The following is a 15,441-nucleotide window of genomic DNA, read 5'->3' as shown; positions in this document are numbered from 1 at the left end:
CCAGCGATCCATCAGACATTTGTTCAATCAAATGCTCAATCAAATACATGCTCAATCATCAACTCCACCTTGGTTACACCATTAAAGCTGTTGTTGACCACCCGATAAGCCAGGGTGCAATGCTCGGGTAAAAATTCGGCGCGGTTGAAGCAGATGGCCGTGAGCTGGGTTGGTGGCGCATTGGCACGCACCAGTGTCACTTTGAGGTGTTTGTCCTTGAGAATGCGCTGATTGAGGACGATGAATGCATCGCTGAAGGTCGGCGCAGCAAAACCTTGTCCCCAGACCTGCTCATCCAGCAATTCCACCAGCTCGGGTTTGAGGTAGGCGGGCTCGATGGAGCCATCGGTTTCCACCCGGCGTTGCAGTGCGGTGGCATCAAGCAGTTCTTGCGCCACTGTTTCAAATGCAGTTTGAAAACGTTCAAAATCGTCAGCGCGCAACGATAAACCGGCGGCCATGGCATGACCACCAAATTTGAGGATTAAATCGGGCTGCCGTTTGGATACCAGATCCAGCGCATCGCGCAGATGAAATCCACTGATCGAGCGTCCCGACCCTTTGATTTCCTGACCATATTCGGTTTCAGCCCCTGGTGCAAAAGTGATGGTGGGGCGATGAAATTTTTCTTTCAGCCGTGATGCCACAATGCCAATCACGCCCTGATGCCAGGTGGGGTTGTAGACCGTCAGGGTATGCTGTTCGGCCAGTGGTTGCAGATCAAACTGAGCCAAGGCCTCGGCCTGCATGCCGGCTTCAATATCACGCCGTTCACGGTTCATGCGGTCGAGTTCGGCCGCAATTTCCCAGGCGCGGCCCGGCTCATCGGTGGTCAGGCATTCAATGCCCAGGGCCATATCGGCCAGTCGACCAGCCGCATTGAGTCTTGGCCCCAGGCCAAAACCCAGGTCAAATGAGCTGGCCCGACTGGCATCACGCGCAGCAGCACGAAACAAGGCGGCCACACCCGCTTGCATGCGCCCCGCGCGCATGCGTTTTAAGCCTTGCGCCACCAGCAGCCGATTATTGGCGTCGAGCTTGACCACATCGGCGACCGTGCCGAGCGCCACCAGATCAAGCAGACTGTCCAGCCGTGGCTGGTTTTGCGCGGTAAACACACCACGTTCACGCAGTTCACTGCGCAGCGCCAGCAGCACATAAAACATCACACCCACTCCCGCCAAAGCCTTGCTTGGAAACTGGCAACCGGGCTGATTGGGATTGACGATGACCGCGGCGGCGGGCAGGGTGTCGCCGGGTAAATGATGGTCAGTTACCAGCACCTGCAAACCCAGTTCATTGGCGGCAGCTACACCAGCCACACTGGCAATGCCGTTATCAACTGTGACCAAAATGTCAGGACGTGGTTGCTGGGCCGCGGCCAGCGTGACAATTTCAGGCGTGAGACCATAGCCATATTCAAAACGGTTGGGCACCAGAAAATTGACGTTGGCACCCAGTGCTTTCAGGCCGCGCAAACCCACCGCACAGGCGGTGGCACCGTCGCAATCGTAATCGGCGATGATCAGCAGTTGCTTGCCTGCGGCAATCGCATCGGCTAAAAAACGGGCGGCGATATCGGCATTGGTGAGCTGGCTGGGCGGGATCAAATGTTCCAGGGTATCGGTCAGTTCACTGGCGCGTTGTACGCCACGTGCCGCGACGATGCGCGCCAGCAAAGGATGCAGACCATCGCGCATGAGTTGCTCCACCACTTTGGGAGCCGGTTGGCGCTGAATGAGTAGCGTGTGTGAATGATCAGGATTGCTCATGAATGCTTCATATGTGGTGTTGCCGATGGCGGCGTTGCAATATAGGGTGATGAGGCAGTCAAAGCCTGCGATTAAACATGCTGACTACTGGTTGGTTTAATTTCCTGAAACAGGTGGCTGAGGTTGTTGTGGCGCCAAAAGCGCAGTCGATCATTTTTGCGGCAGACGATCTGGCGGGTCTGCTGCGGGCCACACAAGGTGAGGGTGATCTGGCGCAGCGGATGGTCCAGGCGTTGCCCCATGAGTGCCGCCTGGGCTGGCGCGAGCCAGTTTTGTTCAAGCTGCTCCAGACCTGCAATCCAGCTGCCCCAATCTTCTTCCAGCATGGGGCGGTGCAAGGCGGCCAGGCCAATCAGCTGGTTGAGATGGCTGTTGTTTGATGCTGCGGCTGACTGGATGGCCAGTTGACCATTTTGGCGCTCCGCCCAAAGGCCGGCTTGCTGGTGCAGCCAATCATTAAAGTGAAGGGGCCCCATGCCCATGGGCTGACCCTGCGCGGCGGCCAGTTGCTGGCCAAAGGTATTGCTCAAAATGGCGGTATCGATCGATGTCTTATTTGATACATGATTAATACTATGATAGGGTATTTTTTGAGAGCCAATATTGACGCACTTGAGCGATGATATCCATATCGAATTGACTGGGAGTATACCTTTCTGTTGCCGATTTTGATTCACCGGATGGTCATGCCACAGCATCTGGATTTCGTTTTGCAAGTGTCGCCAGCGCCGTGCCGGTTCATCTTGCGGCAAACGCACCATGGCAGAATTAGCAGAATTCACTGCGGCGCTGGCAGCGCGTGGTAAATGCTCGGCCACCAGTTGACCGGCAGCGCGCATCAGGCTGCTGGTTTGCAGATCAGCCAGCCACTCGCCACTCACATACCAACGTTGTGGAGCGCCCAATAATACCGTCAACCCAGCTGCTTGCAAGGCTGGTCGAATGCTTTCCAGCAGGGCCTGGGCGCTCTCGGGTTCCAGGGCGGGCAGCTCGCTGGCGAGTTGAATGCCATCCTGGCCAATTGCAAAATGCACGGGTGTCAGCAAAGCCCAGGACTGATCAGCGGCGAGTTCAATCCCATCAAGTCGGGCCAAGGCGGTGAGGGCAGCAATGGGACTGGACTGCGTGCCTTGCTGTCCCAGGTGATGTTCAAGCAGACGTACTTCATAGGGCATCTGTCGTTCAATCTGTGTTTCGTCAAACGACTGCGTGGTGACAGTGGCACGCGCCACTAACGTTTGCAACACGGGCAAACGTGCCGAGCGCAGCAGATCGTTCACAAAGGCGATGGGCAGGTCAGCAGGAAAGAGAGTGCCAGCGAGCAGAATATGCAGATTCATGCTGCTATTGTAGAGCTTTCGGGGATCAGCAAGGCGCAGATTATTGGCTCAACGAATCTGCACAAGGATTGGCTGCACTGAGTTGCGGTACTTATTTGTTTACTTATTTGCTCAATTGCCGCGCCATTTGGGCGAGTCCGTCCAGCGTCATGGGATACATTTTGCCGCCCATCAAATTGTGGATCATGCCCACCGATTGCCGGTATGACCAGATTGCCTGTGGCTCGGGGTTGAGCCAGGCATGGTGTGGCCAGGTATCCAGCAGCCGTTGCAGCCAGACGGCACCTGGCTCGTCGTTGTTGTATTCCACCGAGCCATGCGCCTGCACGATTTCATACGGGCTCATGGTGGCATCACCGACGATGATCAGCTTATAGTCGGCTGAATATTTGCGCAAAATGTCCCAGGTGGCAAAGCGTTCATCATGGCGGCGCCGATTGTGTTTCCAGACATAGTCGTAAATGCAGTTATGAAAGTAATAAAACTCCAGGTGCTTGAATTCACTCTTGGCCGCTGAAAACAATTCTTCACAGCGCCGCACATGGTCGTCCATCGAGCCGCCAACATCCATGAGCATCAACACTTTGACGTGGTTATGGCGCTCGGGCACCAATTTGATGTCCAGATAACCGGCGTTGCTGGCGGTGGCGCGAATCGTGTCAGCCAGATCCAGCTCTGCGGCGGCACCTTCCCGCGCAAACTGACGCAAACGACGCAGCGCCACCTTGATATTGCGGGTGCCGATTTCGAGCTGATCGTCATAATCACGAAACTGGCGTTGTTCCCACACCTTGATGGCGGTGCGATTGCCGGCCGATTCGCCACCGATCCGAATGCCTTCGGGATGATAGCCACCATGTCCAAATGGCGAGGTACCACCGGTGCCGATCCATTTATTGCCACCTTCGTGTTTTTTCTTTTGTTCCTGGAGCAGTTCTTCAAAGCGCTTGAGCAGCGCTTCCAGACCACCCAGTTTTTTGATCTGGGCTTTTTCCTCGGGCGTCAGATGGCGCTCCAGCACTTTTTCCAGCCAGTCGGCGGGAATCTCACCGGCCAGTTCGGGCAGGCTTTCAATGCCATGAAAGTAGCTGCCAAAGGCTTTGTCAAAGCGGTCAAACAGTCGCTCGTCCTTGACCAGGGTCATCCGCGCCCAGTAGTAAAACTCATCAATTGACGGCGCTACCACCTGCTTTTGCAGGCCTTCCAGCAGGGTCAGAAATTCCTTGATGGAAACCGGCAGGCGGGCGTTGCGCAGGTGGTAAAAAAAATCGATGAGCATGAGATTGGCTGCTGCTAGAGGTTCACAACATCATGGCACAAAGATGAGTGCAAAGAAGGGCTTGAATCAGGGCGCATGGCAGCTTAGCGAAAACCACGATTCATCGTGATCAGCCGTTCAAAGAGCTGCAAGTCCTGCTCGTTTTTGAGCAGTGCACCGTGCAGTGGTGGGATGCTGACGGGTTTACCGGACTGGCTGGTGTCACTTTGCAGGCTGGCTGGATCAATCTCTTCCGCCAGCAGCAGTTTGAGCCAGTCGAGCAGTTCGGACGTGGACGGTTTTTTCTTCAGGCCCGGCAAGTCGCGGATTGCGTAAAACGATTGCAGGGCGGCCGTCAGCAGTTCGTGCCTGAGATTAGGGAAGTGCACGGCGACGATGGCTTGCATGGTTTCTGGCTTGGGAAACTGGATGTAATGAAAAAAGCAGCGGCGCAAAAAAGCATCCGGCAATTCTTTTTCGTTATTGGAGGTGATGATCACCAAGGGCCGATGTTGGGCGCGGATCAACTGGCGGGTCTCATAGACGTAAAACTCCATGCGATCCAGTTCGCGCAGCAGATCATTGGGAAACTCAATATCGGCCTTGTCGATTTCATCAATCAGCAAAACCTGTTGTTGCTGGGCTTCAAAAGCCTGCCAGAGCACGCCCTTGACGATGTAGTTGTCAATCTGTTTGACGCGTTCGTCACCAAGTTGCGAGTCGCGCAGGCGTGATACGGCATCGTATTCATACAAACCTTGCTGGGCTTTGGTGGTGGACTTGATATGCCATTGCGCCAGCGGCATGCCCAGTGCAGCGGCCACTTCTTCGGCCAGCATGGTTTTGCCGGTGCCCGGTTCTCCCTTGATTAACAGCGGGCGTTGCAGTGTGATGGCCGCATTGACGGCCAGTTTCAGGTCGTCGGTGGCAACGTATTGGGCAGAACCTTCAAATCGGGACATGATAAATACCGGCTGATTAATATGGCTGAATGAGTCGGTCTAGTATAAAAGAGCTGGATCAAGTTTGCTGGGCTGCAACAAAAGTGCAAAATTAAGGGTTTTGATCCATGTCAAGAAAACCGGTGGTTCGGTTAGAATCAGAGGATTGTCAGCCTGGAGACGGCCTGACAGAGTGGTGATTGATGATCAACGTGAGTAGAAACTATGAAAATATCAAAAAGTGTACTGGCAGTTGTGTTAGGTAGCCTGATCGCTGCGTCTGGTTCTGTGATGGCTGAAGATATCAAAGGCGATGCAGTTGCAGCAAAAAACAAGGTGGCCATGTGTATCGGTTGTCATGGTATTCCTGGTTATCGTTCTTCTGTGCCAGAAATTTATTCGGTCCCTATGCTGGGTGGTCAGTCCGAAAAATATCTTGCCAATGCACTCAAGGCCTACGCCAAAGGTGAACGTAAACATCCCACCATGCGCAGTATTGCTGGCAGCCTGTCTGAACAGGACATCGCTGACGTAGCAGCCTATTACGCACAACAAGCTCAATAAGGGGGATGACAATGAAAAAACGATTCATGATGATTGCGCTCCTGGCGAGCTCCACAGCATTTGCCAGCGGCAATATTCAAAAAGGTGAAGAACTGGTCAAGAAAGGCAATTGCGTGACTTGTCATGGTGAAGGCCTGAACAAGCCAATTGATGCCAGTTATCCTAAGCTGGCGGGCCAGCATCAAGATTATTTGTACTACGCCATGAAGGCTTATCAGGTTGGTGATACCAACCCACAGGTTGGTCGTGGCAATGCGATCATGGGTGGCATGATCAAGTCTTTTTCCAAAGATGAACTGCTCGATATCGCGGCTTATATCCACAGCCTGCCAGGTACACTGGTACTCAAGAAGTGATTGCTGTAGATTTGCTAAAGTCATGACAACGGTCATGACTTTAATCACCAGCCTTGTTGTTGGTGATGCAGCAGTTGGCTGACGTGTGTTGCATGACACGCTTGGTCAGCTGCTCATCTTCTCTTATCCCTGCTGATTGATTCTTACGCTGCCTAGTGTTAGTTGGTGTTAGTGGTGGCTGTGCCAACGGGGTCAGGCGCTAAAGCTGGCGGCGAATCATATCCAGATATTTATCAGAATCGGGCGGCAGGTTGTTGCGCTGCGATTCCCACAAAATCTGTCCCAGACATTCCATCACATGATGATGTGCGGCATGATCTTCACCGAGGCGGTCACGCAGGGTCTGGTAAGCCGTCACGATGCCGGGTGGTTGATTGATGGAGAGTTGCTCGGCAATCGCCAGATGCATGGACAAATGCAAAAAGGGATTGCTCTTGCCTGCCTCGACCGAATAGTCCGCATGGATTGCATCGGGTGAGGCGAGTTCGGCATGATACTCGGGATGTTCGGCAATCCATTGTCCGGCAATGGTTTCCATGGGCGTGAGAGGCAGCTTGTCCTGGTACTTGCGCCAGGTGGAGCAAAAAAACTCGCGCACTTCGGTTTGGCTGGGATTAAACATGGCAGGTCAATCAATTGGGTGTGCTGAGGGGAATGCTGAAGATAGCAAATCGGCAAGTAAGTGGTGTGGTATTCGCTAAATCCCGTTGGCAAGTAGGGAATTGATTGAGTCAGTGATCAGCAGGACAATGACAAAAAACAATCGATTGTTCTGCTGAGATCGGCTCAATCACGTCTGGCAAGATTTATTTGCCTAGCGTTTATTTACCCTGAGGCAGAATTTCATCAAGCACTTCACGGGCTGCGCGAAACGCTTCTTGCGCTGCCGGGGCGCCACAGTAAACGGCCATATGCAATAAGGTTTCACGGATTTCTTCGGGGGTGCAGCCATTATTGAGTGCGCCGCGTACATGGCCTTTTAATTCCTGCGGGGCTTTGAGCGCAGTCAAGGCAGCCAGGGTGATCAGGCTACGGGTTTTCAATTCCAAACCAGGGCGAGTCCAGACTGCACCCCAGGCATGCTCATTGATAAATTCCTGGACTGGCTCGGTCATATAGTTGGCTTGGGACAATGCACGGTCCACAAAGGCATCGCCCATTACCTGGCGGCGGATTTTTTCTCCAGCGGATTGGGTCATCTTGGCTCCTGAGATAAATTGAAAATTTGAATAAAGTAACCATGCTGCTGGTGAGCTCAGCCAATCCAGCGTGCAATGCCAAATGCCACGCTGGCGGCCAGTCCGCCAATGAACAGGGTTTGCAGCGCAGAGGCTAAAGCGGGTGTACCGGTAAAGCGGCCTTTGGCAAAGCCAAAACAAAACAGGGCGCACAAAGTGGCAATCGCCGAGACGATCAGGGCCTCTTGCATATTGGGTATGAGCATATAGGGCAAGAGTGGAATCATGCCGCCCAAAATATACGACAGACCAATCGTCAAGGCACTGTTGCGTGCCTGGGTGGGATTGGGTTCTTCCAGACCAAGTTCAAAACGCATCATGAAATCACGCCAGGCCGTTGGATTTTTTTCCAGTGCCGCAACCAGTGGTTTGCAGGCTTCTTTGGAGACGCCGTATTGCGCCATGATGTCGATGATTTCACCGCGTTCATGGGTGGTTTTATGAATGATTTCATATTCTTCGCGAGCCTGCTCGGCCTGATAGTGCTGGCGATCGGTGCGCGCGGCGAGATAACCACCCAAACCCATGGCAATCGAGCCGGCGGCAATTTCGGCCAGACCCGCAGTGATCACCAAATCGGCGCCAGCACTGGCACCACTAACCCCGGCAGCCAGCGCAAAGGGAACGGTCAGGCCGTCGGCCATGCCGATCACAATATCGCGGACCCGTTCGCTGGTTTCATAGTGCTGCTCGGTGTGAGTATGGGTATGGATGGCCATGTGGTTTGCTAACGAATAAAAGTGATCGAGATGAGAGGAGCGATGCTATTGAGGTTGGGGCTTGGCAGGATAGTCGCACAGATCGGCCACGATGCAACGCTCGCATTCGGGGGCGCGAGCCTTGCACACATAGCGGCCATGCAGAATGAACCAATGATGGACATCTTCTTTAAAGGCGTCAGGCACATGCTTGATGAGTCCTTGCTCGACTTCATCGACATTTTTGCCGGGCGCAAAGCCGGTACGGTTGGCAACCCGAAAAATATGCGTGTCCACGGCAATCGTGGGTTGACCAAACGCTGTGTTGAGTACCACATTGGCGGTCTTCCGGCCGACGCCGGGCAGGGCTTGCAGCTCGGGGCGGGTTTGTGGCACGGCACCCTGGTGCAGATCGAGCAGTTTGCGACAGGTCTGAATGACATGCTTGGCTTTGGCGCGAAACAGGCCGATGGTCTTGATATAGCCAATCAGGCCTTCCTCGCCCAAATCCAGTAAAGCCTGTGGTGTATTGGCAACCGGAAACAAGCGTCGTGTGGCTTTATTGACCGACACATCCGTGGCCTGGGCCGACAACATGACCGCAATCAGCAATTCAAAAGGGGTGGTGTATTCCAGCTCGGTCTGTGGATCGGGATTGGCTTGTTGCCAGCGTTGCAGCATGGCGAGGCGTCGAGCGGCATTCATAATGAGTGGGTGTATTTTATTTGAGCCAATTAATATGCACTACAGCGGTAAATATTAAATGATACCCTGGGTTAGTATCCGGTTTTTTAAGATTTTCTGGCGTATTTTAAGATAGTCTGATGCTTCATTGGCTGGATTGATCCGAGTCGATATTTTTGGGGATGACACCTTGTGCGGCCAATTCGGCCTTTTTCTGCCGTGCCCGCTCAATGGCGGCTTCGATGATCGCTTTCTTGCGTAATTCGGCTTCTGACAAGGGTGCCTGCTGGTTCAGATCAGCCAGTTTTTGTGCCGCTTTGGCTGCCAGGCGAACATCATTATCGGCCTTGTCACGTTGCTGGCGTGCCTGATGCTGCTCGTAACGAGCACGGGCAGCATCGGCCTGTTGCTGACTCCAGGCATCCCAACCGGTACGGCTGGTGGCTGGCTGCATATCAATACAGTCGACCGGGCAGGGTGTCACACACAGATCACAACCGGTACAGAGTTCGGGAATGATGAAATGCATTTGCTTGGGGGCACCCATGATCGCATCCACTGGGCAAGCCTGAATACACAGGGTACAGCCAATGCAACGGGTTTCATCAATGATGGCGAGCGCACGCGGTTTTTCCAGACCATTATCTGGATTGAGCGGTATTGCCGGACGCTTGAGAATGGTGGCCAAGCGCGCAATACCTTGCGCGCCACCTGGCGGGCACTGGTTATGCGGCGCGGCATCACTGGCCATGGCCTGGGCGTAGGGGCGGCAACCCTGGTAGCCACACTTGGTACATTGAGTTTGGGGCAGGGCATCCAACAACTGCTCGGCCAGTGCAGTCTGGGCGGGTGTCAGTGCATCAAAATCGGGGGTATTCATGCCGCTTATTATCGCGTTATTTTCCATTCTCGATGACATAATCCTTTCCAATCGGTGTATTGGTGTGTTGCACAAAATTGCTTGAGGGTGTGATTTAAATCTTTACCCAAGCAGTTTTTATGAATCCGCCATTTAGCTTTTCGAGTTTTATGACGATAGAGATAGCAAATGTATGGCTACTTGATTGACAGGTTGTCTCATTAATTGAAGGGGATGGAATGGACCTCGTTTTGGTTCCAGTTAAAACAGGTGAGTTGAAACCCGGTGTGCCGGTGCCCTGGTCTTTGTATTCAAAGACTGGTCACATGTTTGCACCCGCAGGTTTTGTCATCGACTCCGAAGATGCCCTTAAAAAGATTGTTTCGCTGCGTCCACTCCGGGAAGCCAAAGGTCTGGAAAAACTGGCATGCGCTGCTGATGAAATGCATGTCAAAGGTTTATTGCGCACTGGCGACACCATTACGGATACCTTAAGTGATGTCAAGGATAATGTAGAGACCGTGCTGCTGACGTTCAGTCTGCCGGGTGATGTGGAGCCGCGTAAAATCAAGGTGGATTATCTGGGCTGTGTGCGATTGGAAACCATTATGCTTAAGCCACCGGTGCTGGAAGGACGTCGCTCCTGGAATCAGTATCATGGTCTGGAAGTCAATGTCATCATCTACACGCAAAAGTCGATGTTTACATTTGACAGCGTGATTTTGCACAGCATGGTGATTCCTGCTGCCATGTTGTTTGTGCGTTATCCAATCGATGCACGTCAAGCGGTCTATCGCAAGTCAATTCGCGTCAAGACAAAACTTCCTGCAGTGGCGCAATTTGAAGATGGCCGTAATATCAAATTGGTCATTACCAATCTTTCAGAACAGGGTTGTGGGGTAGAAAGCGAATACATGCTGGGTGAAAAGGATGAGCGTTTTCAACTTTCTTTCCGAACCCAGATTGATAGTGAAAGTTTCATGTTGACCATGCCGGTTGTCATTCGAAGCAATGGTACGACGCGCAGCAAGATGCAAACCTACGGCCTGGAATTTCAGGATACCGATCATGCGCTGGACTGGACGCTTAAACTTGCATTGCTGGGATTCATCGGACAAAATTTGATCCGCTAGTGATCCGCTTTGCCATTGACCAAGCCGATCACTAGCCATGGCGTGCTGATGCATGGCCAATAAAAAAGCCGGAAATTTCCGGCTTTTTTATTGGGTAAAACAAGGTCGGGAACAACGCCAATCAATCGACTGACACCAGACTGTGTTCCTTGGAAACAATCGTATTGTCGTGATTATCCAGGATGAAACGACGAATCTCTGGATAAACAATATTGCGCCAACGACTACCCGAGAAGATACCGTAATGACCAGCGCCCACGGCCTGGTAGTATTCTTTTTTGTCCTTGCTGATGCCCGAACACATTTCCAGCGCTGCCTTGGTCTGGCCCAGGCCGGAGATATCATCCAGCTCACCTTCAATACACATCAGTGCCGTTTTTTTGATGTCTTGTGGACGTACCAGTTTGCCGTGAACTTCCCACGTACCTTTAGGCAGGGAGAAATCCTGGAATACGGTTTTGATGGTATCGAGGTAGTAGCCGGCATCCATGTCGAGCACGGCGTTGTATTCATCGTAAAACTTGCGATGCGATTCGACATCATCTTCATCACCACGCAGCAAGTCGAGGTAGTAATCGTAATGCGCCTTGAAGTGACGATCCGGATTCATGGCCACAAAACCGGTGTGCTGCAAAAAGCCCGGATAAACCAGTCGACCGGCGCCAGGGAAATTGCTGGGGACGCGGAAAATCACATTGTTTTCAAACCAGGAATATGGTTTGGTCATGGCCAGGTTATTGACCTTGGTCGGATTTTGGCGGGCATCAATCGGGCCGCCCATCACAATCATGGAGCGGGGTGAGTGGGGATCTTTATCAGTTGCCATCAGGGATACTGCCGCCATTACCGGTACGGTTGGCTGACAGACCGAAATCACATGAACCTCGGGACCGAGCAATGTGAGGAACTCACGCACATATTCGACATAATCATTGAGATGAAATACGCCGTCGGCTACTGGCACCATGCGGGCATCAACCCAGTCAGTCACATAAACCTTGTGGTCTTGCAGGAGTGTGCGCACGGTATCGCGCAGCAACGTAGCGTGGTGGCCGGATAAGGGGGCAACGACCAGAACAACGGGATCTTTGCGCATTTCCTTGATGACGTCAGGGTCATCAGAAAAACGTTTGAAGCGAATCAGATTGCAGAAAGGTTTTCTGAGCACGGTTTGTTCAAAGATCGGTACTTCATGACCTTTGGCCTGCACACTGCGAATGCCCCATTCAGGCTTTTCATAATCCTTGCCGAGCCGATACATCAGTTCAAGGCCAGCGACAATACGATTGGCACCCGGTGTAAAGGAGAGGGGGCTAGAGGTGTTGGCAAACAGCCGCGACATCGAATGAGCCCACTCGGTGACTGGATTCATAACGGCGCGCTGATATTCGTGTAATTGATAAAGCATGAGAGCACCTTTGCTGCAGAACGGATGACCAGTATATCGGTTTATTTCATCGACTATATAAAGGCAAATACTGATAAGTCAGTATAAATACGACTTAAATTGAAAAAGGCATAAAAACAATCCATGCCTTTAAGGATGTTGATGAGCCTGGGTCAGCAAACTTCCCTGAGAAGGGAAGTTATTTGAGTAGTTTGATAGTTTGAATTACAGTACTTTGGCAATTGCCTCGGCGACATAATCAATATTGCGGGTATTGAGCGCGGCTACGCAGATCCGGCCAGTGCTGACTGCGTAGATGCCAAATTCTTCGGCCAGGCGCGCCACCTGGGCTGCTGTCAGACCGGAATAAGAGAACATGCCGCGTTGTGCATTCACAAATGAGAAATCTTGTGACACACCCAAGGCCTGCAGTTTGGCAACCAGGCTGTTACGCATCAGTTTGATGCGATCACGCATGTCCGCCAATTCGGTTTCCCAGGTCTGACGCAGGGCCGGGTCGTTGAGGACGGCCGCGACAACGGTGCCGCCGTGGGTCGGCGGGTTGGAGTAGTTGGTACGAATCACGCGTTTTTCTTGTGACAGCACGCGGGTTGCTTCGTCCTTGCTGGCGGTCACAATCGACAGCGCGCCAACGCGTTCGCCATATAGCGAGAAGGATTTGGAGAAGGAGCTGGACACAAACATGGGCACATTGGCCTTGGCAAACAGGCGCACAGCAGCGGCGTCAGCATCGATGCCATCACCAAAACCCTGGTAGGCGATGTCGAGGAAGGGCAGCAATTCACGGGCTTTGACCACGTCGACCACTTGTTGCCATTGCGCGTCAGTCAGATCAACACCGGTTGGGTTGTGGCAGCAGGCGTGCAGCACGATGACGGTATTGGGCGCGTAGCTGTTCAGGTCAGCCAGCATGCCTTCAAAGTTGAGGCCATGGGATGGTGCGTCGTAATAACGGTAATTGACCACGTCAAAACCGGCAGATTCAAACAGGGCACGGTGGTTTTCCCAGCTTGGGTCAGAAATGGCCACTTTGCTATTGGGCGACAGACGTTTGATGAAGTCGGCACCGATCTTCAATGCACCCGTGCCACCCAAAGCCTGAGCGGTGACCACGCGGCCTTGTGCGATCAGTTCGGAGTCGGCACCAAACAGTAGTTTTTGTACTGCCTGGTTGTAGGCAGCGAGGCCTTCAATAGCTAAATAACCACGTGGTGCGGCGGCTTCGAGGCGAATTTTTTCAGCTTCTTTTACCGCTTTGAGCAGAGGAATCTTGCCTTCGTCGGTGAAGTACACGCCGACACCCAAATTGACTTTGGTGGCGCGGCTGTCGGCGGCAAAAGATTCATTCAAACCCAGGATCGGATCGCGTGGGGCCAGTTCAATATTGGTGAGCAAGGTCATGGTGATGAGAGTTGCGCCAGGCGCATATCGGTTGTAATAAAAGGGAAATCGTTCAGAGCGCTGATTTTACAAGCTCATGGCTGAATGATGGGCATCAATTTATGGTTTTGCTTGAGGTTGATCGTTTCAAATTGAGCAGCAGGGATTCATTTGTTTTGCATAAAATCCACCAATTATATGGAGTATATGAATAAATAAGGGATATCAAGTTCTTATTTATTGGTCTTAAAAATATACAGATATAGAGTATTTATTTTTATGCCACTTTGCCATGACCCGAAACCTGGATACCATCGTCATGGGCAAGTTGGCGGAATTGCCACACGCTCAATACGGTAATGAGTGCCACCACGGCAAAGGCGGGCAGAAAATCTTCGGTAATGGGTAATTCACGCCCTTGCAAGGCGCTGGTTCCTTGCAGGGCAAAGGCGGCAATGGTCACACCCAGGCTGATTGACAGTTGCTGGCTGATGCTGGACAGGCCGGTGGCACGGCTCATTTTGGGCTTTTCAATATCGGCAAATGACAGGGCACCCAGACTGGTGAATTCCAGCGAGCGAAAGCAGCCCAGCAAAATTAGCACAATGGCCATCATCCAGTACGGTGGCGCCATTACAAACAGGCCGTAACCGAGTGTGCCCAGCGCGCTGAGCAGAGTGTTGATGAGTAAGACGCGGCGAAAACCATAGCGCCGCAGGATTCTGGTGGCGATGGTTTTGACAAAGATGGCACCAAAGGCGGATAAACATGTCACCAGACCTGACTCGAATGGGTTTAAGCCAAGGCCAAGCTGCAACATCAGCGGCAGCAAAAAAGGGATCGCGCCGGTACCAATCCGAAACAGGCTGCCTCCCAGAACGCTGATGCGAAAGGTGCGTACCGACATCAGGCTTAAATCAATCAGGGGATGGCTGGTACGGCGCATGTGCATGAGATAGCCGCTCACGCCTAGTATGCCGAGCACCATGATGATGAGCGAGGTTTCGGTACTCATCAGATGCCGACCCAGTGTATTGAGTCCCAGCATCAGCAAAGACAGCCCCAGCCCTGACCAGACAAAACCGCGCCAGTCGAGTGGCGTACGGGTGGTTTCGCGCAGATTGGGGATGTAGCGCAACGCCATGTACAGACCCACCAAGCCGATGGGCATATTGATCAGAAAGATCCAGCGCCAGTGAAAATAGGTCGTGATCAAACCACCCAGGGGTGGGCCAAGTACCGGACCCATGAGAGCGGGAATGGTCAGGTAACTCATGGCGGTGACCAGTTCCGATTTATCGACGGTACGCAAGATCAGCAGCCGACCCACCGGCACCATCATGGCGCCGCCCATGCCCTGCAAAAAACGCGCAGCCACCAGTCCGGTGAGCGAATTGACCAGCGCACAAAATAAGGAGCCCAGCATGAAGACACCAATCGCACTCATGAAGGTAGTGCGGGCGCCAAACCGATCAGCCAGCCAACCGCTGATTGGGATGAACACCGCCAGACTGACCAGATAGGAAGTCAGCGCCAGTTTGAGGGAAATCGGGTTGACGGCCAGATCCTGCGCAATTTGCGGCAGCGAGGTGGCGATGATGGTGGAGTCCATGTTCTCCATGAACAAGGCACAGGCCACTATCATCGGAATTAAGTAAAGTTTGCTCAAAATGGGCCGTTAAAACTGGTTAAGGTGCGGTGGAGTTAGCAGTGACAAGTGCGCATGGCACGCAAATGAGCAGTGCCTGTGGTCACTGAAACAGATAAGGTGACATCGTGTGGTACATACTGCAAAGTCGTCAGCATTTTA

The 15,441-nt window shown here is 52.7% G+C and carries 15 protein-coding genes; 3 read left to right on the top strand and 12 right to left on the bottom strand.

What is annotated here, in order from left to right; translation table 11 throughout:
• Window positions 1-35 precede the first annotated feature (35 nt).
• The 4 genes from recJ to ACMYR3_RS09405 all read right to left on the bottom strand — a co-directional run bounded on the left by recJ (window position 36) and on the right by ACMYR3_RS09405 (window position 5,332).
• Window positions 36-1,772, bottom strand: a complete 1,737-nt coding sequence (gene recJ / locus ACMYR3_RS09420; RefSeq protein WP_424191588.1) for a single-stranded-DNA-specific exonuclease RecJ — start codon at window positions 1,770-1,772, stop codon at window positions 36-38.
• Between the two features lie 71 nt (window positions 1,773-1,843).
• Window positions 1,844-3,112 carry a hypothetical protein gene (locus ACMYR3_RS09415; protein WP_424191586.1) on the bottom strand — a complete coding sequence of 423 codons (1,269 nt, stop codon included), beginning with the start codon at window positions 3,110-3,112 and terminating at the stop codon, window positions 1,844-1,846.
• A gap of 103 nt (window positions 3,113-3,215) precedes the next feature.
• Window positions 3,216-4,391 carry a vWA domain-containing protein gene (locus tag ACMYR3_RS09410; protein WP_424191584.1) on the bottom strand — a complete coding sequence of 392 codons (1,176 nt, stop codon included), beginning with the start codon at window positions 4,389-4,391 and terminating at the stop codon, window positions 3,216-3,218.
• An 83-nt stretch (window positions 4,392-4,474) separates the two neighbouring features.
• Window positions 4,475-5,332 carry an AAA family ATPase gene (locus ACMYR3_RS09405; RefSeq protein ID WP_424191582.1) on the bottom strand — a complete coding sequence of 286 codons (858 nt, stop codon included), beginning with the start codon at window positions 5,330-5,332 and terminating at the stop codon, window positions 4,475-4,477.
• Window positions 5,333-5,542: 210 nt separating this feature from the next.
• Here ACMYR3_RS09405 and ACMYR3_RS09400 point away from each other — a divergent pair, with 210 nt between their 5' ends.
• Complete coding sequence (locus ACMYR3_RS09400; RefSeq protein WP_424196440.1) at window positions 5,543-5,875, top strand: c-type cytochrome; 333 nt, start codon at window positions 5,543-5,545, stop codon at window positions 5,873-5,875.
• An 11-nt stretch (window positions 5,876-5,886) separates the two neighbouring features.
• Window positions 5,887-6,231, top strand: coding sequence for a c-type cytochrome (locus ACMYR3_RS09395; RefSeq protein ID WP_424191580.1), 345 nt, complete (start codon window positions 5,887-5,889; stop codon window positions 6,229-6,231).
• Window positions 6,232-6,430: 199 nt separating this feature from the next.
• Here the strand turns inward: ACMYR3_RS09395 and ACMYR3_RS09390 are convergent, their stop codons facing one another.
• The 5 genes from ACMYR3_RS09390 to rsxB form a co-directional block, all read right to left on the bottom strand.
• Window positions 6,431-6,853: a DUF1841 family protein gene (locus tag ACMYR3_RS09390; protein ID WP_424191578.1), complete on the bottom strand. Its 423-nt coding sequence runs from the start codon at window positions 6,851-6,853 to the stop codon at window positions 6,431-6,433.
• Between the two features lie 199 nt (window positions 6,854-7,052).
• On the bottom strand, window positions 7,053-7,430 hold the full coding sequence (locus tag ACMYR3_RS09385) for a carboxymuconolactone decarboxylase family protein (protein ID WP_424191576.1): 378 nt from the start codon (window positions 7,428-7,430) through the stop codon (window positions 7,053-7,055).
• A gap of 56 nt (window positions 7,431-7,486) precedes the next feature.
• Window positions 7,487-8,188, bottom strand: coding sequence for a VIT1/CCC1 transporter family protein (locus ACMYR3_RS09380; protein ID WP_424191574.1), 702 nt, complete (start codon window positions 8,186-8,188; stop codon window positions 7,487-7,489).
• A gap of 45 nt (window positions 8,189-8,233) precedes the next feature.
• On the bottom strand, window positions 8,234-8,872 hold the full coding sequence (nth, locus tag ACMYR3_RS09375) for an endonuclease III (protein ID WP_424191572.1): 639 nt from the start codon (window positions 8,870-8,872) through the stop codon (window positions 8,234-8,236).
• 124 nt (window positions 8,873-8,996) lie between these two features.
• On the bottom strand, window positions 8,997-9,731 hold the full coding sequence (gene rsxB, locus ACMYR3_RS09370) for an electron transport complex subunit RsxB (RefSeq protein WP_424191570.1): 735 nt from the start codon (window positions 9,729-9,731) through the stop codon (window positions 8,997-8,999).
• A gap of 218 nt (window positions 9,732-9,949) precedes the next feature.
• On the opposite strand from rsxB, the gene ACMYR3_RS09365 reads away from it, so the two are divergent.
• Complete coding sequence (locus tag ACMYR3_RS09365; protein WP_424191568.1) at window positions 9,950-10,843, top strand: PilZ domain-containing protein; 894 nt, start codon at window positions 9,950-9,952, stop codon at window positions 10,841-10,843.
• A 121-nt stretch (window positions 10,844-10,964) separates the two neighbouring features.
• On the opposite strand, the gene ACMYR3_RS09360 is transcribed toward ACMYR3_RS09365, so the two are convergent.
• From ACMYR3_RS09360 to ACMYR3_RS09350, 3 genes are all read right to left on the bottom strand, one after another.
• Window positions 10,965-12,251, bottom strand: coding sequence for a polyhydroxyalkanoate depolymerase (locus ACMYR3_RS09360; RefSeq protein WP_424191566.1), 1,287 nt, complete (start codon window positions 12,249-12,251; stop codon window positions 10,965-10,967).
• Between the two features lie 204 nt (window positions 12,252-12,455).
• On the bottom strand, window positions 12,456-13,652 hold the full coding sequence (locus ACMYR3_RS09355; protein ID WP_424191564.1) for an amino acid aminotransferase: 1,197 nt from the start codon (window positions 13,650-13,652) through the stop codon (window positions 12,456-12,458).
• A 256-nt stretch (window positions 13,653-13,908) separates the two neighbouring features.
• Window positions 13,909-15,276: a DHA2 family efflux MFS transporter permease subunit gene (locus tag ACMYR3_RS09350; protein WP_424196438.1), complete on the bottom strand. Its 1,368-nt coding sequence runs from the start codon at window positions 15,274-15,276 to the stop codon at window positions 13,909-13,911.
• Between the last annotated feature and the right edge of the window lie 165 nt (window positions 15,277-15,441).

Source organism: Ampullimonas aquatilis (assembly GCF_049675895.1).
In the GTDB taxonomy this organism is placed as follows: Bacteria; Pseudomonadota; Gammaproteobacteria; order Burkholderiales; family Burkholderiaceae_D; genus Ampullimonas; species Ampullimonas aquatilis.
This window is presented reverse-complemented; position numbering and strand designations above follow the sequence as displayed.